The sequence below is a fragment of the Pseudomonas sp. LG1E9 genome, from assembly GCF_003290225.1.
In the GTDB taxonomy this organism is placed as follows: domain Bacteria; phylum Pseudomonadota; class Gammaproteobacteria; order Pseudomonadales; family Pseudomonadaceae; genus Aquipseudomonas; species Aquipseudomonas cyclaminis.
This window is the reverse complement of record NZ_CP029983.1, coordinates 3,086,215-3,110,246: the sequence shown is the minus strand read 5'-3', so window position 1 is coordinate 3,110,246 and position 24,032 is coordinate 3,086,215. Positions and strand designations below refer to the sequence as shown.

19 protein-coding genes and 2 pseudogenes are annotated in these 24,032 nt (G+C 61.3%); 8 read left to right on the top strand and 13 right to left on the bottom strand.

Annotation, left to right across the window (positions count from 1 at the left end; genetic code table 11):
* Positions 1–75 precede the first annotated feature (75 nt).
* A complete protein-coding gene (locus DNK50_RS14675) occupies positions 76–843 on the bottom strand; it encodes an SDR family NAD(P)-dependent oxidoreductase (protein ID WP_112194774.1) in 768 nt (255 codons plus the stop codon).
* 137 nt (positions 844–980) lie between these two features.
* On the opposite strand from DNK50_RS14675, the gene DNK50_RS14670 reads away from it, so the two are divergent.
* Positions 981–2,129, top strand: a complete 1,149-nt coding sequence (locus DNK50_RS14670; RefSeq protein ID WP_112194772.1) for an aldose epimerase family protein — start codon at positions 981–983, stop codon at positions 2,127–2,129.
* A gap of 114 nt (positions 2,130–2,243) precedes the next feature.
* Here the strand turns inward: DNK50_RS14670 and araH are convergent, their stop codons facing one another.
* Genes araH through DNK50_RS14635 form a run of 7 tightly spaced genes read right to left on the bottom strand, consistent with a single transcriptional unit; the run spans position 2,244 to position 10,544 of the window.
* On the bottom strand, positions 2,244–3,212 hold the full coding sequence (gene araH / locus DNK50_RS14665) for an L-arabinose ABC transporter permease AraH (protein WP_112194770.1): 969 nt from the start codon (positions 3,210–3,212) through the stop codon (positions 2,244–2,246).
* A gap of 9 nt (positions 3,213–3,221) precedes the next feature.
* Positions 3,222–4,724 carry an L-arabinose ABC transporter ATP-binding protein AraG gene (araG, locus tag DNK50_RS14660; protein ID WP_112194768.1) on the bottom strand — a complete coding sequence of 501 codons (1,503 nt, stop codon included), beginning with the start codon at positions 4,722–4,724 and terminating at the stop codon, positions 3,222–3,224.
* On the bottom strand, positions 4,721–5,707 hold the full coding sequence (locus tag DNK50_RS14655; protein ID WP_112194766.1) for a substrate-binding domain-containing protein: 987 nt from the start codon (positions 5,705–5,707) through the stop codon (positions 4,721–4,723). Before DNK50_RS14655 ends, araG begins: the two co-directional genes overlap by 4 nt.
* 38 nt (positions 5,708–5,745) lie before the next feature.
* Entirely contained in the window at positions 5,746–6,609 is an 864-nt protein-coding gene (locus DNK50_RS14650) for an SMP-30/gluconolactonase/LRE family protein (protein WP_112194764.1), read from the bottom strand.
* A 16-nt stretch (positions 6,610–6,625) separates the two neighbouring features.
* Positions 6,626–8,206 carry an aldehyde dehydrogenase (NADP(+)) gene (locus DNK50_RS14645; RefSeq protein WP_112194762.1) on the bottom strand — a complete coding sequence of 527 codons (1,581 nt, stop codon included), beginning with the start codon at positions 8,204–8,206 and terminating at the stop codon, positions 6,626–6,628.
* A gap of 10 nt (positions 8,207–8,216) precedes the next feature.
* Positions 8,217–9,206, bottom strand: coding sequence for an AraD1 family protein (gene araD1, locus DNK50_RS14640; protein ID WP_099584591.1), 990 nt, complete (start codon positions 9,204–9,206; stop codon positions 8,217–8,219).
* 15 nt (positions 9,207–9,221) lie between these two features.
* Entirely contained in the window at positions 9,222–10,544 is a 1,323-nt protein-coding gene (locus tag DNK50_RS14635) for an MFS transporter (RefSeq protein WP_099584590.1), read from the bottom strand.
* Between the two features lie 191 nt (positions 10,545–10,735).
* Here DNK50_RS14635 and DNK50_RS14630 point away from each other — a divergent pair, with 191 nt between their 5' ends.
* Positions 10,736–12,472, top strand: coding sequence for an IlvD/Edd family dehydratase (locus DNK50_RS14630; RefSeq protein ID WP_099584589.1), 1,737 nt, complete (start codon positions 10,736–10,738; stop codon positions 12,470–12,472).
* Between the two features lie 48 nt (positions 12,473–12,520).
* Positions 12,521–13,243 (top strand): FadR/GntR family transcriptional regulator, encoded by a 723-nt coding sequence (locus DNK50_RS14625; protein WP_099584588.1) that lies wholly within the window; start codon positions 12,521–12,523, stop codon positions 13,241–13,243.
* A gap of 131 nt (positions 13,244–13,374) precedes the next feature.
* Here the strand turns inward: DNK50_RS14625 and DNK50_RS14620 are convergent, their stop codons facing one another.
* Positions 13,375–15,492, bottom strand: a complete 2,118-nt coding sequence (locus tag DNK50_RS14620; protein WP_112194760.1) for a TonB-dependent siderophore receptor — start codon at positions 15,490–15,492, stop codon at positions 13,375–13,377.
* Positions 15,493–15,682: 190 nt separating this feature from the next.
* The gene (locus DNK50_RS14615; protein ID WP_099584586.1) at positions 15,683–16,774 is read right to left on the bottom strand and encodes an NADH:flavin oxidoreductase/NADH oxidase; all 1,092 of its coding nucleotides are present in this window, start codon (positions 16,772–16,774) and stop codon (positions 15,683–15,685) included.
* 91 nt (positions 16,775–16,865) lie between these two features.
* On the opposite strand from DNK50_RS14615, the gene DNK50_RS14610 reads away from it, so the two are divergent.
* Positions 16,866–17,165, top strand: coding sequence for a helix-turn-helix transcriptional regulator (locus DNK50_RS14610; RefSeq protein ID WP_112196942.1), 300 nt, complete (start codon positions 16,866–16,868; stop codon positions 17,163–17,165).
* On the opposite strand, the gene DNK50_RS14605 is transcribed toward DNK50_RS14610, so the two are convergent.
* Positions 17,152–18,180, bottom strand: coding sequence for a GGDEF domain-containing protein (locus DNK50_RS14605; protein ID WP_177411525.1), 1,029 nt, complete (start codon positions 18,178–18,180; stop codon positions 17,152–17,154). The two genes, DNK50_RS14610 and DNK50_RS14605, sit on opposite strands and share 14 nt — an antisense overlap.
* 26 nt (positions 18,181–18,206) lie before the next feature.
* Complete coding sequence (locus tag DNK50_RS14600; RefSeq protein ID WP_112194756.1) at positions 18,207–19,043, bottom strand: hypothetical protein; 837 nt, start codon at positions 19,041–19,043, stop codon at positions 18,207–18,209.
* 257 nt (positions 19,044–19,300) lie between these two features.
* Here DNK50_RS14600 and DNK50_RS14595 point away from each other — a divergent pair, with 257 nt between their 5' ends.
* The 4 genes and pseudogenes from DNK50_RS14595 to DNK50_RS14585 all read left to right on the top strand — a co-directional run bounded on the left by DNK50_RS14595 (position 19,301) and on the right by DNK50_RS14585 (position 23,191).
* The gene (locus tag DNK50_RS14595) at positions 19,301–20,191 is read left to right on the top strand and encodes a bestrophin family protein (protein ID WP_099584583.1); all 891 of its coding nucleotides are present in this window, start codon (positions 19,301–19,303) and stop codon (positions 20,189–20,191) included.
* Positions 20,192–20,334: 143 nt separating this feature from the next.
* Positions 20,335–21,366 (top strand): annotated as a pseudogene (locus tag DNK50_RS29530) (cache domain-containing protein); the annotation flags it as partial.
* Positions 21,367–21,741: 375 nt separating this feature from the next.
* Positions 21,742–22,278 (top strand): annotated as a pseudogene (locus tag DNK50_RS29525) (methyl-accepting chemotaxis protein); the annotation flags it as partial.
* Between the two features lie 91 nt (positions 22,279–22,369).
* The gene (locus DNK50_RS14585) at positions 22,370–23,191 is read left to right on the top strand and encodes a DeoR/GlpR family DNA-binding transcription regulator (RefSeq protein WP_112194754.1); all 822 of its coding nucleotides are present in this window, start codon (positions 22,370–22,372) and stop codon (positions 23,189–23,191) included.
* Positions 23,192–23,246: 55 nt separating this feature from the next.
* On the opposite strand, the gene otnI is transcribed toward DNK50_RS14585, so the two are convergent.
* Complete coding sequence (otnI, locus tag DNK50_RS14580) at positions 23,247–24,032, bottom strand: 2-oxo-tetronate isomerase (protein WP_112194752.1); 786 nt, start codon at positions 24,030–24,032, stop codon at positions 23,247–23,249.

Genomic DNA, 24,032 nt, shown 5'->3' with positions numbered 1-24,032 from the left:
CACCGCAGTTCAAATATGGGAGGGGGCAAGCCTCCCCCCACACTGGCCTGGGTTGCATGAAGGACTGAGTCAGGCTCAGACCCAACCGCCATCCACAATAAAGTTTTGTGCCGAGCACATCGCCGAGGCATCCGAGGCGAGGAACAACGCCATGTTGGCGATGTGTTCCGGCATCACGCTGCCGGGCAGGCACTGGCTGCGGGCGATCAGTTCCTTGGCCGCGTCGTCCACCCACATCGCCAATTGCTTCTCGGTCATGACCCACCCCGGCACCAGCGTGTTGACGCGAATGCGGTGAGGCCCCAGCTCGCGCGCCAAGCCTCGGGTCATGCCGTGGGCGGCCGCCTTGCTGGCGGCGTATACCGGGTAGCCGGCGGAGGCCATCATCCAGCCGACCGAGCCCAGGTTGATGATCGCGCCGCCACCGGCCGCTTTCATCATCGGCACCACCGCCTTGGCCGCAAAGAAGGCGTGCTTGAGGTTGACCGAGATCAGCTTGTCGAAGGTGTCCGAGTCCACTTCTTCCAGGGTGTGGCGCACGTCATTGGCGGCGTTGTTCACCAGCACGGTGATCGGCCCCAATGAATGCTCGAAACGCTCGATGGCGGCCTTGTAGGCAATCTCATCGGTGATGTCGCAGCACACGAACTCCACGGTATGCCCCGCTGAACTCAGCAACGCCGCCAGGCGTTCGCCCTGGCTTTGTGCACGGTCCACAAAGCCGACCTTGGCACCCTGCGCGGCAAAGGCCCGCACCATGAACTCGCCGATGCCCGAGGCACCGCCAGACACCAGCACGGTTTTGCCTTCAAGGTCGGGATAAACAGCCTGTGCAGTACTCATATAACGGTTGCCTCGATCAATTAGTCTTATTTTATTTTACGAAATCGGCGTTAAAGGCTATAAATTCGCTGTCACACCGACAAAATATCGCTATTAGTAGAACTATTCCACTCAAAACAACAAAAGGAAGTTCGACCATGAAGCACCCTCGATACCTGCTCTCGGGCCTCGCCATGTCCCTGCTGGTTGCCAGTGGCGGCGCCCAGGCGGCAGGGCTGTCCAGCGAGCACAAAGCCTTCGGCAAGACCAACGACGGTACACCCGTCGAACAGTACATCCTGCGCAACAGCCATGGCATGCAAGCCACGGTCATCACCTACGGCGGCGTGTTGCAGTCGCTCAAAGTGCCGGATAAAAACGGCAAGGTCGACGACGTGGTGCTCGGCTTCGACGACGTGCAGGGCTACCAGGCCGGCACGGCGTTTTTTGGCGCGACCATCGGGCGCTTCGGCAACCGCCTGGCGGGCGGCGCCTTTGAACTCGACGGCAAGCGCTACCAGGTACCGCTCAACGATGGCCCCAACTCGCTGCACGGCGGCGCCCAGGGTTTTGACAAGCAGGTGTGGAAGGCCGAGTCGGTCAAGGACAAGGGCTCAGTCGGCGTGAAGCTGAGCTACCTGTCCAAGGACGGTGAAATGGGTTTCCCCGGCAACCTGAAGACCGAAGTCACCTACCGCCTCAACGACAACAACGAACTGCTCATCGACTACACCGCCACCACTGACAAACCCACGGTGCTCAACCTGACCAACCACAGCTACTTCAACCTGGCCGGCGCGGGCAACGGCGACATCCTCAAGCAAGTCGCTACCTTGCATGCCAGCCATTACACCCCGGTGAATGCCACGTTGATCCCTACGGGCGAGCTGGCACCGGTCAAAGGCACCCCGATGGACTTCCTGAAACCGACGCCGATCGGCCAGCACATCAAAGCCGATCATCCGCAGCTCAAGTTTGCCGAGCCCAAGCAAGGCGGGTTTGACTTCAACTGGGCGCTCGATACCCAGAGCGACGTCAAAAAGCTTGCCGCCGAGGTGCATGACCCTGAGTCGGGCCGGCGTTTGCAGCTGTACACCAGCGAGCCGGGGGTGCAGTTCTATACCAGCAACTTCCTGGATGGCTCGGTAAAGGGTAAAGGCGGCAAGACTTACCTGCACTGGAGCGGGTTTACCTTGGAGACGCAGCATTATCCGGATGCGCCTAACCAGCCGAAGTTTGCTTCAACCCGTTTGAATCCAGGGCAAACCTACAGCCAAAACACCGTGTTCAAATTCTCCGCCGATTAAAACTGTGGGAGGGGGCTTGCCCCCGATAGCGGTGGATCAGTCACTGATTTATCAACTGACCCACCGCTATCGGGGGCAAGCCCCCTCCCACATTAGCCCTCACATGGCGAGGGATCAGCGTTGTTTCATGCGGTCGATGACGACGGCCAGCAGCAGGATCGAGCCGCGAATTACGTACTGGTAAAACGTGTCGATGTTCTTCAGGTTCATCGCGTTTTCGATGATTGCCAAAATCAGCACCCCCGCAATCACATGCCGGATCATGCCGATCCCGCCGCTCAACGACACCCCGCCCAGCACGCATGCCGAGATCACCGTCAGTTCGAAACCCTGGCCGATCATTGGCTGGCCCGAGGTCATGCGCGAGGCGAGGATTACCCCGGCCAGTGCGCCGATCAAGCCGTGTACGGCGAAGATCAGGATCTTGGTGCGGTCAACGTTCACCCCGGCCAATAGCGCCGCTTCCGGGTTGCCGCCGATGGCCATGGTGTTGCGTCCGTAGGTGGTGTAGTTGAGCAGCCAGCCGAAAAACACGAAGCACACGATGGTGATCAGGATCGGCACCGGCACGCCGAACAACTGGCCGTTGCCGAACACGAAGAACTGCTCCTGGGACACGCCGACCGCCTTGCCGTCGGCAAAGATGTAGGCCAGGCCGCGTACGATCTGCATGGTCGCCAAGGTGGTGATCAGCGCGTTGACCCGCAGCTTGGCGATGACGATGCCGTTGATCAGCCCGACGATCAGGCCCATCAGCAGCGCGGCGCCGATGCCGAGCATGACGCTCTCGGTGTCGCGCATGACGATAGCTGCGACCACACCGGCGCAGGCAATCACCGAGCCCACCGACAAGTCAAAGTGCCCCGACGCCAGGCAGAACAGCATGGTGCAGGCGGCGATGCCGACGGTGGAAATCGCCAGGCCCAGGCCACGCATGTTCAGCGGCGAGAGGAAGTTGTCGATCAGCAAGGCGCACAGCACAAAGATGCCCACCGCCGCCAACAGCATCGCCCAGTTGTCGAGCAGTGCGCGCATATCGAGGGGTTTGCGTGCGGTTGGCAACGCGTTGTTTTGAGTGGTCATGGTCGTCTCTCAGTTCGTCACGCGGCGCGGCAGGGCCAGCTGCAGCAGGTTGGATTCGGTGGCGTGTTCACGGGTTTGTTCACCGCGCAGGGCGCCTTCGCACAGCACCAGGATGCGATCGGAAATCCCCATCACTTCCATCAGGTCACTGGACACCACAATCACCGCAATGCCGCTGGCCGCGAGGTTGTGGATGATCTGGTAAATCTCCGACTTGGCGCCGATGTCGATGCCCCGCGTCGGTTCATCCAGCAGCAGCACCTTCATCGGCATCGACAGCCAGCGGCCCAGAATGGCCTTCTGCTGATTGCCGCCGGACAGGTACATGATTTTCTGTTGCGCATCCGGCGTCTTGACTTTCATCGCCTTGATTTGCTGGTCGGCGTTGCCCTTTTCCCAGGTCTCGCGCAGCAACCAGCCAAACGAGGAATGGGCGCCACGGGCGCTGATGTTGATGTTCTCGGCGACACTGGAAAGCGGAATGATGCCCTCCTTCTTGCGGTCCTCGGGACACAGCAGAACACCGGCGGCGATGGCGTCGCGCGGGGAGCGCAGTTGCAGGTTTTCACCGCACAATTGCAGGCTGCCAGCGCTGCTGCGCTCCAGGCCGCTGAGCAAGCGGAACAACTCCGTGCGCCCTGCCCCGACCAAGCCGAACAGGCCGAGAATCTCGCCTTTGCGCACGTCAAAACTGATCGGTTCACGCAGGCCGGGGCCGAGCAAACCATCGACCTTGAGCGCCACATCGCCCTGCTCACGCGGGCGGTAGTCGTAGATATCCTGAATGTCGCGGCCGACCATGCAGGTCACCAACTGGTCGTGAGTCAACGCGCTCATGTCGTCAAAGGTGCGCACGTAACGGCCGTCCTTGAACACCGTCACCGCGTTGCAAATGCGGAACACTTCTTCCATGCGGTGCGACACGTAGAGCACCACTTTGCCCTCATCGCGCAGGCGCGTGATGATCGCCATCAAGCGGTCGATCTCCCGCGCCGACAGGCTGCTGGTGGGTTCGTCGAAGGCAATCACATGGGCGCCACGGGACAACGCCTTGGCGATTTCCACCAGTTGGCGTTGGCCCAGGGACAGCCGGCCGAGCTTTTCTTCAGGATCGATTTCATCCGCCAGGCCTTTGAGGCAAGCCAGGGCCTGCTTGCGCAGCAGGCCCCGGTTGACCACGCCGAAGCGCGACGGCAGATGGCCGAGGAACAGGTTCTCGGCCACGCTCATTTCCGGCACCAGGTGCAGCTCCTGATGGATCACCGCGACACCGCTGGCGATGCTGTCCGCCGCGCATTTGAACGCCATGGTCTGCTCGCCGATTTGCACGGTGCCGGTGCTTGGGATGTAAGCGCCGCCGAGGATTTTCAGCAGCGTCGACTTACCTGCGCCGTTCTCGCCCATCAACGCGTGCACCTGCCCCGGCTGGGCGCTGAAGCTGATGCCGTCCAGCGCCTTGACCCCGGGAAAGGTCTTGCCGATCCCCTCGAACCGCAGGGCCGCCGTACTCATTTCCACAGCCCGATCTTGGTCAGTTCTTCCTGGAAGTTGGCGCGGGTGATCAGGGTCACTTCATCCATCGCGGTGTACTTGGCGGGTTCCTTGCCGGTGGTCACCCACTCGTACATCGCCAGCGCGGTGTTGTAGCCCTCGATATGCGGGCTTGGCAGCATCGAGCCGAAGAAGCCGCTGTCGGCCTTTTTCAGTTCGCCGATGGCGTCGGTGCCATTGATGCCGATGCCGATCACGTTGGCCGCCTTGAAGCCGGCGCTTTCCGTGGCGCGCACACCGCCAAGCACGGTGTTGTCGTTCATGCCGCCGATGATCAGGTTTTTCGCGCCGCTGGGCAGCTTGACCAGCGCCGAGTTGGTGGCGTCCATGCTGCCGGGCACGTCGAGGGTTTTCAGCGCGGCGGTGAGGATATGGTCTTTCGGGATGCCGGCTTCTTCGAGGGATTTGATCGAGCCGTCGGTGCGTTTTTTGCCGGTGTCGAGTTCATTGAAGGTGTTGATCACCGCGTAGGTGTCTTTCCAATCCCAGCCACGTTTTTTCGCTTCGGCGGCCATGGCGGCGCCCTGTTTCTGGCCGACTTCAAACGCGGCCATGCCCAGGTACGGCACGTCCTCCATGAAATTGCCCTTGGCGTCGACGAAGCGGTCATCCACGGCCATGACTTTCAAGCCATTGAGCTTGGCCTTGGCCACGATGGCCGGGCCAAGCGACACGTCCGGCGGGCAGATCACAAAGCCCTTGGCGCCGTTGGCGGCCAGGCTGTCGATGGCAGAGAGGGTTTTTTCGCCATCGGGCACGGCGATCTTGATCACGGTAAAACCGTGTTCCTTACCGGCTTTTTCGGCGAAGGCCCATTCGGTCTGGAACCAGGGTTCTTCGGCTTGTTTGACCAGGAAGCCGATCTTTACTTCTTCGGCTGAGGCGATGCTGCTGAGGCTGCTTAACGCAACGGCGGCGGCAAGGACGCGTAGGACTTTTTTCATGAACGACACCTCTTGTTGTTGTTTTTGAGTCTTGGGGTTTAACCGGCAAAGCGATGGCAAGGTTTGCCAGGAATATCCACTTCAATAGCCAGCACCGCACCGTCCAGGGGGTGATCCAATGGACTGGCGGCACTGGTGATGTACAGCGTGGTGAGGTCGGGCCCACCGAATACGCAACTGGTGGGCCGGCTGACGGGCAGTTCGATGATGCGATCCACCTCGCCATCGGGCGTCAGACGCAACAGACAACTGCCGTCCCAACGGGCATTCCAGACATAGCCTTCGGCATCCATCGCCGAGCCATCCGGACCGCCCCGTGTGTGCGGGCCGAACCAGACCTGTGCCGGTTCGAGTTGGCCGTCGGGCTGGATCGCATAGTGGTACAACGTTCCATCCATGCTGTCGCCAAAGTGCACCCGGTTGCCCTCCTCGTTCCAGAGCAAGGTGTTGGGAATGCCCAGGCCGCTCAGCAACGGCGTGACCTGCCCATCGGCGTCGATGCGAAACAGGCCACCGGAACGCCGTGTGATCGGCAGGTCTTCGCCGTGTTCGCCGATGTTGTTCTGCATGGTGCCCAGCCACAGCCGCCCCTGGGCATCGCAGCGCGCTTCATTGCCACGGTTGCCCGGTTGCGGGTCGGCCACGCACAGCAGGGTCAGGGCTTCGGTGACCAGGTCCAGGCGGTAGACACCGCTGCTCAAGGTCACCAGGGCGTCGCCGCTTTCACGCGGGATAAAGGCCGAGACGTGCTCGGGCAATTGCCAGATCTGCAACTGCCCGTCCATCAGGCGCAAGGCCTGTTTGCCGGCGATATTGACCCAATACAGCGCCTGGGTGGGCGCGTCCCAGAACGGGCCTTCGCCCAATTGCGCACGGTGTGCAGTGACGGCCTTACACGACATGAAACCTCCGGGTTCCTTACAGCGAATCGCGCGATGGCGTGCCATCCACCAGGCGCTGGATACGCAACGGGTTAGCGTTTTTCAATGCATCGGGCAGCAGGCTATCAGGGTAGTTCTGGAAGCACACCGGACGCAGGAAACGATCGATGGCCAAGGTGCCGACCGAGGTGCCACGGGCATCGGACGTGGCCGGGTACGGGCCGCCATGCACCATCGAATCGCAGACTTCCACGCCGGTCGGGTAGCCGTTGAGCAGGATGCGCCCGACTTTCTGTTCCAGCAGCGGCGTGAGTTCGGCGAATTGCTGAAAGTCCGCCGGCTCGCCAATGATCGTGGCGGTGAGTTGACCGTGCAGGCCGTGCAGCGCGGCGCTGAGTTGGGCCTGGTCCGCCACTTCGATAAACACCGTGGTGGGGCCGAAAACTTCTTCTTGCAGCACGTCATCGCCATCGAGCAACAGGCGCACATCGGCCTTGAACAGCTGCGGTTGCGCCTGATTGCCCGCCTGGGTGCTGCCCGCCAGATGTTGAATGCCAGGGTGCGAGAGGAGTTTTTCCAGGCCCTTGCCGTAGCTGCTCAAGGTACCGGCGTTGAGCATGGTTTGCGCCGGTTGCTCGCCGATCAAGTGCGCCACCTGCTGGGTGAACGCAGTGAATGCCGGCGAGGCAATGCCGATCACCAGGCCAGGGTTGGTGCAGAACTGGCCACAGCCCTGCACCACCGACGCGGTGAGGTCACGGGCAACGGTCTCGGCCCGCGCCTGCAGCGCCTGGGGCAACACGATCACCGGGTTGATGCTCGACATCTCGGCAAACACCGGGATCGGTTGCGGACGCGCCGCGGCCATATCGCACAGGGCGCGGCCACCTTTGAGCGAGCCGGTGAAGCCCACGGCCTGGATCGCCGGGTGCTTGACCAGCGCCTCGCCGACGCCACCGCCAAAGATCATGTTGAACACACCGGCCGGCATCTCGGTCGCTTCAGCGGCGCGGATGATTGCATTGGCGACCTGTTCAGCCGTCGCCATGTGCCCGCTGTGCGCCTTGAACACCACCGGGCAACCGGCGGCCAGCGCGGCGGCGGTGTCACCGCCTGCCGTGGAGAATGCCAGGGGGAAATTGCTCGCGCCAAACACCGCTACCGGGCCGAGGCCGATGCGGTATTGACGCAGGTCCGGACGCGGCAGTGGTTGGCGATCCGGCAGGGCTTTGTCGATGCGCGCACCGTAGAAATCGCCGCGACGCAACACGGTTGCGAACAGGCGCATCTGGCCGCTGGTACGTCCGCGCTCGCCCTTGATGCGGGCCGCTGGCAAGGCGGTTTCACGGCAGACCAGCTCAACGAAGTTATCGCTCAGCGCATCCAGCTCGTCAGCGATCGCATCCAGAAATTGTGCGCGACGTGCGGCGCTCAATGCACGGTACGCCGGGTAAGCCTGCGCGGCGGCCTGGGCGGCGGCGTCGACTTCCTGCGCGGTGGCCTGGTAGAACGCCTGGGGCAAGGCTTCGCCGGTGCTGGCGTCGACGCTTTGCAGCGTAACGCTGCCGTTGGCGCTACGCTGGCCGCCGATGAAGTTGTGGCCGAGAAACTGGGTCATGTTGCGCTCCTTAAAGGGTGATGACATTGCCGGGTTCGAACACCGCATCGACGCTGCCGACACTGTTGATCAACGGCGCGCCGAACTCAGCCTGGCTGATCTCGAACACATCCCCCGGTTGGGTACGTATACCGTCGGCGAATGACAAGGTGGCGGTGCCGAAAAAGTGAATGTGCACGTCGCCCGGCTTGAGGAACTGGCTGTACTTGAAGTGGTGGTATTCGAGGTTTTCCAGGCTGTGGCACATATTGGCCTCGCCACTGAGGAATTCGTTCCGCCAGATTTCCTCACCGTTACGCAGGATGCGGCTGGTGCCGGCCAGGTGCTGGGGCAGTTCGCCGACGCGCAGCTCAGGGCCGTAGCTGCAACTGCGCAGTTTGGAATGGGCCAGATACAGGTAGTTCTTGCGCTCCATTACGTGGTCGGAGAACTCATTGCCCACCGCGAAGCCCAGGCGATAGGGCTTGCCGTCGTGGCCGATCACGTAGAGGCCGCCGATTTCCGGCTCCTCACCGGCATCTTCGGCAAATGGCGGCACCGGGAAGGCCTGGCCTGGGCGCACCACGATGCTGCCGTCGCCTTTGTAGAACCATTCAGGCTGCACACCCGCCTGGCCGGCGGCGGGTTTGCCGCCCTCCACGCCCCATTTGAAGATGCGCATGGTGTCGGTCAAGGCGCTGTCGTCACCGCCCTGGTGCATTTTGTCCCGCGCCGCGGCGCTGCCCAGGTGGGTCAGGCCGGTGCCGCTGATCAGCATGTGGGCCGGATCGGGGTGGTCCAGGGGCGGCAGGATTTTTTGTTCGGCCAGCAAGGCCGCGTAGTCGTGGCTGTCGCCCAGGCCGAGGCTGTCGACCTGCTGCTGCAGCTTGACGCCCGCTTCGATGGCGGCCAGCGCCAGTTCGCGCACGCTGTGGGCGCTGCGCACTTCACGCAGTTGCTTGCCTTCCACCACGCCAACGCGGCGCTCGCCATTATTGAGTTCGAACTGCACTAAACGCATGAAGGTTCTCCTAGATTAAGTACGTGTGGCGCCACGGGCGCTGGCGGCGAACTGGTCGGCGGGCAGCACATGCTTGCGCTCCAGCAGGCGATAGACCACGCCGGTCAGCAGCAGCCCGAACAGCATCACCCCGGACAGGAAGTACAAGCCCGAGGCCAGGTTGCCGGTGTATTCCTTGAGTGCGCCGATCACGAACGGGCCGATATAGCCGCCGAGGTTGCCCACCGAGTTGATCAACGCGATGCCAGCCGCCGCACTGGCGCCGGCGAAGAAGCGCCCCGGCAAGGTCCAGAACACCGCCGTGCACGAGAACATCGCAAATGCCGCCAGGCACAGCGCCGCCATTTGCAGCACCGGCACACTCAGCCAGGCGCTGCAGAACAGGCCGATGGCGCCCAGCACATACAGCACGGCGAGGTGGCCGTAGCGGTCATTCAAGCGGTCGGAACTGCGCGGGATGATCAGCAGGCCAATGATGCCGAAGATGTACGGCACGGCCGAGATGAAGCCGGTGGTGAGGTCGCTGCCGCCGAACTGTTTGATCAGCGTCGGCAGCCACAGGCCCAGGCCGTAGATGCTCAGGGTCACCGGCAGATAGAACAGCGCCAGCAGCAACACGCGTTTGTCCTTGAGCGCATGCAAGGGGTTGCCATGGCGGGTCTGGCCGTAGGCTTGCAGGTCTTTGTTGAGTTCGTCGGTCAACCAGGTTTTTTCGGCGTCGGTCATCCACTTGACCTGCTTGGGACCATCCGGCAGGTAACGCAGCACCGGCCAGGTCAGCAGGATCGCCGGGGTGCCGATCACGATAAACAACCACTGCCAGCCGTGCAGGCCGAGGATGCCGTCCATGCCCAGCAAGCCGCCGGACACCGGGCCGGTGATCATCATCGCGATGGGTTGGGACAGGATGAACAGCCCGAGGATCTTGCCGCGATGGCGCACCGGGAACCACTGGGTGATGTAGTACAGCACGCCTGGGAAGAACCCGGCTTCGGCCGCACCGAGCAGAAAGCGCATCACATAGAAGCTGTGCGGCCCCTGCACGAACGCCATGCCAATGGTGATGGCGCCCCAGGTGATCATGATCCGTGCGAACCAGCGCCGCGCGCCGAAGCGGTCGAGCATCAGGTTGCTGGGGATCTCGAACAGGAAGTAGCCGATGAAGAACAACCCCGCGCCCAGGCCATAGGCTGCATCACCGATACCGACGTCGGCGCCCATGTGCAACTTGGCAAAGCCCACGGCGGAGCGGTCCACGTAGGCAATCAGGTAGAGCAGGATCAGGAAGGGAATCAGTTTCAGCGTGATGCGCCGGATAAGCCGCAATTCCTCGCTCATGGGGTCGATCTCCGATTGTTGTTCTTATAGGAATCGGGGATGCCTCTCGCGGAACATCCGCCAGGGTCATACCTCAGTTAAGCCAGACTATATAGTAGGACTATTTGCAAAACAACTCTTCCAAAGCGAACATTTTGCGCTTATGTTTAGCCGCAGAGAGAACATATAGTCATACAATAAGAGAGACGATCATGTCTGATAAAAAGCCCGGCCTACGCTCCGCCCAGTGGTTTGGTACCGCCGACAAGAACGGCTTCATGTACCGCAGCTGGATGAAGAACCAGGGCATTGCCGACCATCAGTTCCATGGCAAGCCGATCATCGGTATCTGCAACACCTGGTCGGAGCTGACGCCGTGCAACGCGCACTTTCGCCAGATCGCCGAGCACGTCAAACGCGGCGTGATCGAGGCCGGCGGCTTCCCGGTGGAGTTCCCGGTGTTCTCCAACGGCGAATCCAACCTGCGCCCCACCGCCATGCTGACGCGCAACCTGGCGAGCATGGACGTGGAGGAAGCCATTCGCGGCAACCCCATCGACGGCGTGGTGCTGCTGACCGGCTGCGACAAGACCACCCCCGCCCTGCTGATGGGCGCCGCCAGTTGCGACGTGCCGGCCATCGTGGTCACCGGCGGGCCGATGCTCAATGGCAAGCACAAGGGCCAGGACATCGGCTCGGGCACCGTGGTGTGGCAGCTCAGTGAACAAGTGAAGGCCGGCACCATTACCCTGGATGATTTCCTTGCGGCCGAGGGCGGCATGTCGCGTTCGGCGGGCACCTGCAACACCATGGGCACCGCGTCGACCATGGCCTGCATGGCCGAGGCACTGGGCACCTCGCTGCCGCACAACGCGGCGATTCCGGCGGTGGATGCGCGGCGTTATGTGCTGGCGCATATGTCCGGCATGCGCGCCGTAGAGATGGTGCGCGAAGACTTGAAGCTGTCGAAGATCCTCACTAAAGAAGCCTTTGAAAACGCGATCCGCGTGAACGCCGCCATCGGCGGCTCGACCAACGCCGTGATCCACCTCAAAGCCATCGCCGGGCGCATCGGCGTCGAGCTCGACCTGGACGACTGGACCCGCATGGGCCGTGGCATGCCGACCATCGTCGACCTGCAGCCGTCGGGCCGCTTCCTGATGGAAGAGTTCTACTATGCCGGTGGCCTGCCCGCCGTACTGCGTCGCCTGGGCGAAGCCAACCTGATCCCGCACCCGAACGCGTTGACCGTCAACGGCAAGTCGCTCGGCGAAAACACCAAGGACTCGCCGATCTACGGCCAGGACGAAGTGATCCGCACACTGGACAACCCGATCCGCGCCGACGGCGGCATCTGCGTGCTGCGCGGCAACCTGGCGCCATTGGGGGCGGTACTCAAGCCATCGGCCGCCAGCCCGGAGCTGATGCAGCATCGCGGCCGTGCGGTGGTGTTCGAGAACTTCGACATGTACAAGGCGCGCATCAACGACCCCGAGCTGGATGTGGACGCCAACTCGATCCTGGTCATGAAAAACTGCGGGCCCAAGGGTTATCCGGGCATGGCCGAAGTCGGCAACATGGGCTTGCCGGCCAAGCTGCTGGCCCAGGGTGTGACCGATATGGTGCGTATTTCCGATGCGCGCATGAGCGGCACGGCGTATGGCACGGTGGTGTTGCACGTCGCGCCGGAAGCGGCCGCGGGCGGGCCGTTGGCCACGGTGAAGGAAGGTGACTGGATCGAACTGGACTGCGCCAACGGCCGTTTGCACCTGGACATCCCCGACGCAGAGCTGGCGGCGCGCATGGCCGACCTCAAGCCACCGCAAAACCTGATCGTCGGCGGCTACCGCCAGCTGTACATCGACCATGTGTTGCAGGCGGACCAGGGCTGCGACTTTGACTTCCTGGTGGGTTGCCGTGGGGCGGAAGTCCCCCGTCATTCCCACTAATTGGGATGCTATGATGCCGCGTCTTTAAGCCAGAGCCTCCCCGTCGTTATGGATCACCAGCCGCCCAAGCCGCGCAAGAGCATGCATGCCCAGATCGTTCAGGACTTGGGCATGCACATCGTTTCCGGCCGCTTCAAGCCCGAAGAAAGACTGCCCATGGAGGCCACGCTCTGCGAGGAGTACAAGGTCAGCCGCTCGGTGCTGCGCGAGGCAACCCGGGTGCTCAGCGCCAAGGGCCTGGTGTATTCCAAGCCACGGGTGGGCGCGGTGGTGAGGCCTCGGCTGAAGTGGCACCTGCTGGACCCGGATGTGTTGTCATGGTTGATGCAGTCCACGCCCCACAGTGAATTCTTCAATACCCTGGCCGGGGTGCGGCGCATCCTCGAACCGGAAATCGCCGCCATGGCCGCCACGACGGCGACCGATGAAGACATCGCCACTATCGAAAAAGCCTACACCGGCATGGAAACCGCGAAGACCCACGAAGACCTGTTGCAGGCCGACCTGGACTTCCACCGCGCCATTGCCGACGCCACGCGCAACGACCTGCTGGCGTATATGTGCAACATGCTGTCGTTGCCGTTGCGCGAGTCGATCAATATCACCAACCGCCGCCCGGACATCCAGGGCCTGAGCCTGCCCCGGCACAAGGCGATCCTCACCGCGATCCAGAACCGTGACGCGCTGGGCGCACGGCATGCGTCGCTGGTGCAGCTGGATGACACGCGGGTGGCGTTGGATACGGTGATGAATGTGCTCACGCCGCTCTGAATTCAAGGCGTAACACAAACCCAATGTGGGAGGGGGCTTGCCCCCGATGGCAATAGATCAGTCAATATTGCTGTGACTGATCCACCGCTATCGGGGGCAAGCCCCCTCCCACATTGGAGCTGTACAGGCCGTTAGAGGGTGTAGGCGATGCCGACCTGTACGGTGCGCGGGGCGCCTGGGTAGGCGTAGAAATTACCGAATGCGCCTTCTTCAAAGTCACGGTTGAACAGGTTCTTCACGTCCAGGTTGAGCCGGACTTTCTCGTTGACCTTGTAGTAGCCGAGCAGGTCGACCACGGTGTAGGCGTCCATCGTGAACGGCGTGTTGGAGGTCTGGCCGACGCGCTCATCCACGTATTTCGCACCTGCTCCCAGTCCCAGCCCCTTGAGGCTGCCATCTTGGAATTCATACACGTTTAGCAGGCTGAAGCTGTTGCGCGGGATGTTGGCGAGGTGGGTGCCGGCGCGCAGGGTGTTGTCCTTGGTGACTTCGGCGTCCACGTAGGCGTAGCCGCCAATTACGCGCCACTCGGGGGTGAGATTGCCGGCGACGTTCAAGTCAAAACCGCGACTGCGGACCTGGCCGGCGGCGACCCTGGAGTTGGTATCCAGCGGATCGGTAGTCAGGACATTCTTTTTATCGATCTGGTAAACCGCAGCGTCGATGCTCAACTGGCGATCCAGCGCTTCCCACTTGATGCCCATTTCATAAGACTTGCCCTTCTCCGGCTCAAAGCCTTCACCGGTCCGAGTGGCGCCCGTATTCGGCTTGAATGAACGCGCGGCATCCGCGTACACGGCGAGGGAGTCAGTGAGGTCGTAGATCAAGCCGACACGTGGCGTCACTGCGTTATCGCTGGCCTCCCAGCTCTTGGTATTGGCGACGTACGTCTCGTACTTGTGCTCAAACCGCTCGAAACGGGCGCCCGCCAGCACCTTCAAGCGCTCGGTCAGGGCGACCTGGTCCTGGACGAAGGCGGCGTAGGTCTTGAGGTTTTCTTTATCGTTCGTCGGCGTGTTGACCAAGGCAGGACGCGGCTTGCCGTAGACCGGGTTGAAGATATCGCTGGTGTAGGCGGCGGCGGAACGCTGGATGATCGACTTGTAGTCGTAGTCCTCGAATTCCACGCCGGTCAGCAAGGTGTGCTCGAAACCACCCGTGGAGAAATGACCGGTAAGGTTGAGCTGGGTGTCCTTGTCGGTCCACTCCAACTTGCGGTAGTTGAAGTTGCGGTTGAGGGTGTGGCCGTCGGCGGCCAGGCTGTTGGCCTCGATGGCGTTGCCTTGAAGCGTGCCGTCCAACCACTGAAAACCACCGCCCAGGGTCCAGTCTTCGTTGAGGATGTGCTCGAAACGCAGCTGGGCCATGTTGTTGTCGTTGTGCAACTTGCCGACGTCTTTATCACCCCAGAAGGTATCGCGGGACGCGGTGCCTTTCTGCGTGGAAAAACGCGTCAAACCACGATCCAACGGATGATTGTTGCGCATGAAGTCACCTTCAAAGATCACCTTCGTCTCATCGGTAGCTTGCCAGGTGATCACCGGCGTCACGCCGTAGCGTTCGGTTTCCACATGGTCACGGAAGGTGTCGCCGCCCTCGCCCACCACGTTCAGGCGATAGGCCAGGCGACCTTCTTCATCCAGCGGGCCGGAGGCGTCCAGGGTGCCGCGTTTCATGCCTTGGTCATTCAACTGGCTGCCGAGGGTCACGGTACGCTCGGGCAGCGGTTGCTTGGACACCACGTTGAAGGTGCCGCCTGGGTCGCCACGGCCGTAGAGCATGGTCGCGGGGCCGCGCAGTACTTCGAGGCGTTCGATGGTGTTGGCGTCCGGCATGTTCGGGTAGCCACGGTTGATCGGGAAACCGTTGCGGTAGAACTCGCCGGTGGTGAAGCCGCGCACGGTGAAGGTGGTCAGGCCCTGGCCGCCAAAATTGTTGGCACGGCCGACGCCGCCTGCATAGTCGAGGGCATCTTGCAGGCGGGTAGCGCCGATATCCTCGACTACATCCTTGGACACCACGCTGATGGACTGCGGGGTTTCATGAATCGAAGTGTCGGTGCGCGTCGCACTGGCTGAGCGTGTGGCGTGGTAGCCCTTGACCGGTCCCTGAGCGGTTTCATAGTCGGCCGTACCGGTCACATTGGTCGCTTGCAACTCCAGGCTGGTTTGCTCGGTAGGCGCGACATCCGCCCAGGTGAAGGGGGAAAACGCCTGCAACACGCAGATTGAAATCAGGGTACGACGCATGGATGTTGGACCTAGTGAATGAGCCAGATGGGACGGCAAACCTGCCAAGAATTCGCGGGGCATGCTATACCATCGCATTCTTGTTTGATATCTATTCTCATTCGTTATTTTTTGCGTATCTGCTTTGTATCAAAATCAAGATAAAGAAAAGCCACTCGATTGAGTGGCTCCCTGCACTGCGTGGCTCGCCTCAGCGATACCGCTCCAACCAATGCGCGTAAGGCGCCGGCAAGGTCCAGGAGGACTTGTCCACGCCCAGCTCCTTGGCCGCAAAGTACGCCCAATGCGGGTCGGCCAGGTGCGCACGGCCCACTGATACCAGGTCCAGATGCCCCGCCTGCAATGCGCCTTCTGCCAGTTGCGGCGTACCAAACCCCCACGCCGAGGTCACCGGAATACCGGCTTCACGCCGCACGCGTTCGGCAATCGGGCCCATAAAGGCCGGGCCCCACGGGATATTGGTGTCGGGAATGGTGAAACCGACGCTGACGCTCAGCAGGTCCAGGCCACCGGCCTTGAAGTTACGTGCCAGTTCGATGGATTCGGTGAGGGTCTGCTCGTCACGGCCGTCGTATTCGATCACGCCGAAACGCGCGGTCAATGGCAGGTTTTCCGGCCAGACTTCGCGTACGGCGGCCAGGGTTTCCAGGAGGAAGCGGCTGCGGTTGTCGAAGCTGCCACCGTAGGCGTCAGTGCGCTGGTTGGAATGCTCGGAGAAGAAGCTCTGGGCCAGGTAACCGTGGGCGAAGTGCAGTTCGATCCACTCGAAACCGGCGTCACGGGCACGGCGGGCAGCGTCGACGAAGTCCTGTTTAACCCGAGCGATGTCTTCCAGGGTCATGGCACGCGGTACGTTGGGCAGGTTCGCACCAAAAGCGATGGCCGAGGGCGCGATGGTTTCCCAGCTGCGGTCGTCGGCGGATGAAATATGGTCATCCCCTTCCCACGGACGGTTGGCGCTGGCTTTACGACCGGCATGGGCAATCTGGATGCCGGGCACCGAGCCTGCGGCCTTGATGGCCTGGACCATCGGCACGAACGCCTGGGCGTGGGCATCGCTCCAGATACCGGCGCAGCCTGGTGTGATTCGGCCTTCCGGCGCAACGGCAGTGGCCTCGACCACCAGCAAACCGGCGCCGCCACGGGCCATGCCGGCCAGATGCACGTGATGCCAATCGTTGACGATGCCGTCGTCGGCCATGTATTGGCACATCGGTGGGATGGCGATGCGGTTACGCAGGGTCACGTCTTTGAGTTTGAACGGTTCGAACAGAGCGGACATGGAAAACTCCAGCAGCAAGTGAGTGATTCGATAGTTCGATGGTAATCGAACAATGGTATTCAGCGATACCCCCCTGTTATCATCCGTCCCCATGCGAGCCTTCAAACACCCTGCCCTTCAAGACCTGACCTTAGAGCGTCTGCTGTACGCCTTGAGTGATCCGGTGCGCCTGGAAATTGTCCGCTACCTGGCGGGCGTGCCAGAGGCAACCTGTGGCGAACTGGACGGTGGGCGCCCCAAGTCGAGCATGTCCCACCACTTCCGGGTACTGCGCGATGCCGGCCTGGTGCACACCCGCAGCGTGGGCACGACCCATCTGAACTCGTTGCGCGCTGAAGAGCTGGAAAGCCGGTTTCCAGGATTGCTGGCCAGCGTTCTCAGCCAGCGCTGAGGCTGATTGCCTCACCGTCCAGGTACACGCGGTCTTTGCCGTTGTGCTTGGAGGCATACAGGTTGCGGTCGGCACATTTAAGTACCGCCGACATATCGGCCCCCGCCGAAAAACGCGCCATGCCCGCGCTGCAGGTGTAGTGGTGAGGTGGGGCCACACTGCAGCGGATCGACTGCAACAGGCGTAGCGCGAAATCACTGGCGACTGAAGGGTCATCGCCCACCAATAGCACGCCGAACTCCTCGCCGCCGATCCTGCCGAAGCTATGACTGCCTGGCGTCGATTTGAGGCAACCGGCCATGGCGCAGAGGATGGTGTCGCCGACATCGTGACCGAACTGGTCGTTCTTCAACTTGAAACTGTCAATGTCCAACATCATGAAATAGCCGCTCTCGCCTGCCGCAAGCAACGCGGCGAAGCTCTCCATAAAGGCGCGTCGATTCAGGATGGAGGTCAGGTAGTCTGTTTCAGCCAGTACCCGAAACTCACTCTCGACCAGCAACACCGAACGCAGGTTTTTCAGGTAGGACACATTAAGAACGCAGCCAATCGAAACGGACGCCGCGCAAAAGATAAACAAGTAAATATCGACGCCTTGGTAAATACCTACCGGAATATGGGGCCAGGCCATTAACCACACCACGATCGCACACACCAGAAAGTCCTGGACCGCGATAAACAGAATTGCACTGCACGCCACCAAGATCACTGCCAGCGGCAAGGCAAACACCTGCAACTGCAGGTCGGTGCGAACAACGTAGGTAAACCCGGCCGTCAACAGCGCCATGTAGACCACCCCCAGCGCCCGCCACAAATAATAGTGAGTGACGCGTCGGTGAAGCCGATACACAACGATCAGACAGAGGGTGACAATGACGGCCTGCACGCCCAGCAGCTTAGCGTGATCAGCCATCAGCACTCCAACCCACGCAATAATCCCGATAAGCTCGGCCTGTGCGATCGCGGGTGACAATAGCCTTTGCATCCGTGGCCTGAGTTTCAAAATAGCTGGCACCCCTTCACTCCTTGCGAATAAGCAGCCTACTGACTGTCGGCCTGACTCGCTTGCAGACTCAACAAGCAAGTTGCAAACGAATACGCCATAAAGCGTCTTACCAGATAAATAAACGGTGGCAGTACCTCAAGCATGGTCTTGGAATGGATTTTGAAATACCCCCGGTCAGCACCTTCTTGAACCAGACGAATAACGTGGGTTTTAGACACCGACAACTGCTCGGCGATTGAAAGATAAGACGACGACCTGAAACTTGCGCCCTGGTTATCCAGCGAACACGCGTCGTTATAAATCGCAAGCATCAACATATGTCCTGCATCGCGGTTTACCAGCCAATAACAGTCAGGCAGTAACAGATCAATCGTCAAATTTTCATTGAGCAACGTCGAATAACCTTTGAAGTAACGGGCGAGATACGCACGGTCATCCAACGCGCTCAAGTCCCGCAAAACAGCTTCGTCGGCGCACATCATCTCCAACGGCTCCACCACGGACGCCAGCATCAACCGGATTTCCCCACACGCCTGGGAAGATGGCCTGAACACGCGCAAGCGGCTGTCATCCGGATGCCCGGCCACCTTCATGAACCCCAGCGCCCTGAACAGCAGGAATATGGATTCCAGGCTGTTTTTCGAACAGAACCTGCGCGCCACGCAGAATTCTTTTACTTCCGACAGTAATGGCACGGGTTTGGAGAAATAGGTGCTCAATAATGTGTAGGACACCATCAAACGGTTGAACTTAAGTGCTGTCTTGTAGAAAAACGCTCTTTTTGAATAGGGCTCCAGCAACATTTTGTAATGATTACGCACGCACGCTTCAAATTCCACATGGCGCTCCAATGCTTGCGCCGTATCTTCCATCGCCAACTTCAACGAACTGCCACACATGAGAAAGAGCCCTGATCAAACAACTTGGATTATGATCTCAATGCAGTACCGGTAATGGCGTTTTGCCTTGAACGCAATCTATCGCGATTAAGTAAAAGGACATCGTCGCTACCAAAATTGTTCCAACATCCCGAAGTGGCTTAAGCGTTTCAGTTGCCCAGCGAACCTTCCCCCCAACCCGGCGTCCGAGCTAAGGCACTGTTGCTTACCGCTCACCGCGAGGTTGTCGTTTGAAAGCCGCCATCATCAAAAAGTACCGCCTGATCATCAAGACCATGGGCTACGTAGGCTGGTCGCTGTTCTGGCTGTTGCTGTGGGATATCGCCGTCACGGTGGATTTCATGCTGTTTCTCAATGCCAAGATCAACCTGCCGCTGATGCCCCTTACCCTGCTGGGTTCGGCGCTGATTGTGCTGATCAGCTTTCGCAACAGCAGCGCCTACAACCGCTGGTGGGAGGCCCGCACGCTGTGGGGCGCGATGGTCAATAACTCGCGCAGCTTTGCGCGCCAGGTGCTGACCCTGCTGGACGACCCCGGCAGCGAAGTGAACCCGGTCAAATCCACCCTGCTGCGCCGCCATGTGGCCTACGTCAATTGCCTGGCCGCGCACCTCAAAGGCGAGCCGTGCCCGGATGAAGTCCGCGCGTTTATCCCCACCGAGGAGTTCGCCCGCAACGGCGCCACCAATAACTTTGCCAACGATATCCTCACCGGCTCAGCGGCTATCCTGGCCCGGGAATACAAGGCCGGGCATCTGGACAGCATTCGCCTGGCCCGGCTGGAGTCGACCCTGGTGGACCTGTCCAACGCCCAAGGCGGCATGGAGCGTATCGCCAACACGCCACTGCCCTACCCTTACGTGTATTTTCCACGGCTGTTTATCTCGTTGTTCTGCCTGATCGTACCGGTGGGCCTGGTTGAATCCCTGGGCTGGTTCACCCCGCTGGCGTCTACGGTGGTGGGCTTTATGCTGCTGGCCATCGAACGCATCGGCACCGATTTGCAAAGCCCGTTCCGCTCCAGCGAACACCAGATCCAGATGGAAGCTATCTGCGAAACCATCGAAAAGAACCTGCAATCGATGCGACGCGACGCCCTGGCCGACGACCAAATCGGCTGATCACCACTGCGGCCCTAAAGTGCGTGACTTCGCGGTCGATAAACCGGAGGTACGCATGGGCCACACCCCCTCATAACAACACATGCGACGTTCAGCGCTACCCACTGCCTTGCCAAAACTATAAATACTCCGCAGGTGAAGTCATGAATATCAAGCAGAAGCTGACCTGGGCGTTCGCAGCTATCGCGTGCGTCCCCGTCATCCTGGTCGCCGTGTTGGTAGTGTTGAACCTGCGCGAGGGGGCCCAGGCCAATTTCCTCGACAGCAGCGGGCGCGAGATCCGCCAGATCGACAATGGCATGAAGCAGTTTTTCGACGGCATCAGCCAGAACGTCGACTTTGTGGCCAAGGACCCGCGTGTTATTGCGGCCAAGGACCTCAAGAGCTACGCCGGCGCCGACGCCGCGCAAATCCCCCTCACACCCACGAATAAAGCACTGCTGGATATCTTCGACCAGTTCGCCAAAAGCCATCCGAGCACCGCTTACCTGTCCCTGGGACTGAGCGACGGCGGCTACGCCAGCTGGCCGGACGACACCAAACTGAACAACTACGACCCCCGCGTGCGCCCTTGGTACAAAGCGGCCATCGCCGCGCCTGGCGCTACCGTGCGCACCGGCGCCTACTACTGGGCACCGGATGACGTAGTGCTGATCGGCACCGTGCACACCGTCGCTGACGCCACCGGCAATATCCTCGGTGTGGTCGGTCTGGACGTGTCGCTCAAGCAGCTCACCGAACTGGTGCGCAACATCAAGCTGGGCGACAGCGGCTACCTGATGCTGGTGGAAGCCAACGGCAACGTGCTGGTGGACCCCAGCGATGCCAAGCACAACTTCAAGCCCCTGGCGGACCTCGGCCCCAACTACGCGGAACTGTCCAAGCGCGGCGACGGCGTGACCCAGATCGACATCGACGGCGTGGCCTACATGGCCAACGTGGTCAGTTCCAAAGACCTGGGCTGGCGCTTTATCGGCCTGATCAAGCGCGACGAAGTGATGGCCGGCGCCACCAGCCTGACTTGGCTGATCGCCGCAATTGCCGCCGCGCTGGCGGTGGTCTTTGCGATTGTCGGCGCCAGTTTCGCCAGCGTCATCGTGCGTCCGATCCGTGGCGTGGCCGACGGCCTGCAAGAAATCGCTGAGGGGGAAGGCGACCTCACGCGCCAACTCAAAGTGCAGGGCAAGGACGAAACCGCCAGCCTGGCGGGCTGGTTCAACCAGTTCCTGAGCATGATTGCGCAACTGGTGCAGCGCATCGGTAACGCTTCATCCGACTTGCAAACCGCCGCCGCCGACACCAGTGAAGTGGCCAACAACATGAACCAGGCCGCCGGTCGCCAGCGTGAAGCGGTGGAACTGGTGAGCACTGCGTTCAACGAAATGGTCGCCACCGCCAACGAAGTGGCACGCTCTTGCAGCGCCGCAGCCACCAGTGCCGACGAAGGCTACCGCGATGTGCACACCGGCCAGCAACACATCGGCGAAGCCACCGGCAGCGTGCTCAAGCTCAGCGAAGACCTGCAGAAGTCGACCCAGACCATGCAGTTGCTGGAGCAGGACAGCCAGAACATCAACACCATCCTCGACACCATCCGTTCGATTGCCGAGCAGACCAACCTGCTGGCACTCAACGCCGCAATTGAAGCCGCACGTGCCGGTGACCAGGGCCGTGGCTTCGCCGTGGTTGCCGACGAAGTCCGCGCCCTGGCGCGTCGCACGGCTGACTCCACCGGCGAAATCGACAGCCTGCTGGGCAACCTCGCCCGCCGCACCCAGGAAGTCACGCAGCAGATGCAAGGCAGCCTGCTGGTGTCCCACACCAGCGTGGAACGCATCCAGCAAGCCCGCGACAGCTTCGACAAGATCCGTGGCTCGGTGGACTCGATCCGCGACCAGAACACCCAGATCGCCACGGCCGCCGAAGAACAGCACCAGGTGGCCGAAGAGATCAACCGACACATCGCGCAGATCCATGCCGATGCGCAGTTGGTTGAAGGCTTCGCCCATTCGGCGCAGACCGGGTCAGGTCGTTTGACGGATATTTCCGGTCAGCTCAAAGGCCTTGTGGGGCGCTTCAAGTTTTAAGCTTTCTCAGCCCGGGGTCGCTTGGGTGGGCGTGTATTGGCTACTATAGCCACGTATTACCCGCCCTTTGCCCAGCCACTCCGGAGCCTCAATGCCCACCCCCAAGGACACTGCCCCCGACAGCAGCCCACCGATGATTCCCGAGCAGCGCCGCGAGCAAATCCTGCGGCAATTGCGCAAGCATCAGGTGATGAGCGTGCACCAGCTGATGGAAATGTTCGACTGCTCGCACATGACCGTGCGCCGTGACATCGCGCTGTTGGAGCAGGAAGGTCGGGCGTATTCCGTTACCGGCGGGGTCAGGATCGCCAGCCAGTTGCACAGCGAACCAAGCCATCAATCCAAAGCCGTGGTGGAATTACCGCAAAAGCAGGCGATGGCAAGGTTGGCCGCGCGGTTGCTGCACGCGGACATGACCGTGTACCTGGACGCCGGCACCAGCACCCTGGAAATCGTGCCGTATATCAAGGCGCTGTCGGGCATGACGGTGGTGACCAACGACTTCGGAATCGTGCAGGCGCTGATGGATGCGACACAGGTGACCGTGATCCACACTGGCGGCCAACTGGATCACGATAACCACTCCTCCGTCGGTGGGCTGGCCGTGGCGACGTTGCGCCAGGTGGTGACGGATATCGCGTTTGTGTCCACCAGTTCGTGGGACCTGCACCGAGGCATCACCACCCCCTCGGCGCTGAAGGTCGAGGTCAAGCAAGTGGCAATGCAGTCAGCGGCTCAGGTGGTGCTGGTGGCGAGCAGTTCCAAGTACGGCACGTTCAGCATGTACCGCATCGCCGGGCTGGAACCGTTCGACGTGATCATCAGCGACGACGACCTGGCCCCGGCTGCGGCAGACGGCATCCGCAAGCGCGGGATTGAACTGATGCTGCCGGGTGATCCGTTGCCGGAGTGATGCCCTAGCCCCCTCCCACATTTGAGCGCTGTTGGCAGGCAGAACGGCTCGTCGACTATTGAGCAGTTTTCCAGTCCCGCAACCATTGCAAGCCTGCCGAGGTGTCGCCCTTTGGCCGGTATTCGCAACCGACCCAGCCGTCGTAACCCAACTGGTCCATCAGGTCGAACAAGTACGGGTAGTTCAGCTCGCCCAGGTCCGGCTCGTGGCGGTCCGGCACGCCGGCAATCTGGATATGGCCAATGCCGGCGAAGTCGCGGCGCAGTTTGGTGGCTATATCACCTTCGACGATCTGGCAGTGGTAGCAGTCGAACTGCACCTTGAGGTTGCTCGCACCGACTTCCCGGCAGATGGCGTGGGCCTGGTCCTGGCGGTTGAGGAAGAACCCCGGCATGTCGCGGGTGTTGATCGGCTCCAGCAATACCGTTACGCCAACCTGCGCCGCCGCGGCGCTGGCGTAGGCAAGGTTTTCCAGGTACACGGCGTGATGGCGCTGGCGCAGGTTTTCCGACGGCAGCAACCCCGCCATGACATGCACGCGGCTGTTACCGAGCACGGCGGCGTACGCCAGGGCGCGGTCGAAGCCGCTGCGAAACTCGGCCTCGCGCCCCGGCAGGCTGGCGATGCCCCGCTCCCCTGCGGCCCAGTCGCCCGGTGGCGCGTTGAACAAGGCCTGTTCCAGTCCGTTATCGCTCAGGCGCTGCCTGAGCACCTGCGCGTCGTAGTCGTAGGGGAACAGGTATTCCACCGCATCAAAACCATCGGCCTTGGCCGCGGCGAAGCGCTCAAGAAAGTCGTGTTGCGGATACAGCATGCTCAGGTTGGCGGCAAAACGAGGCAT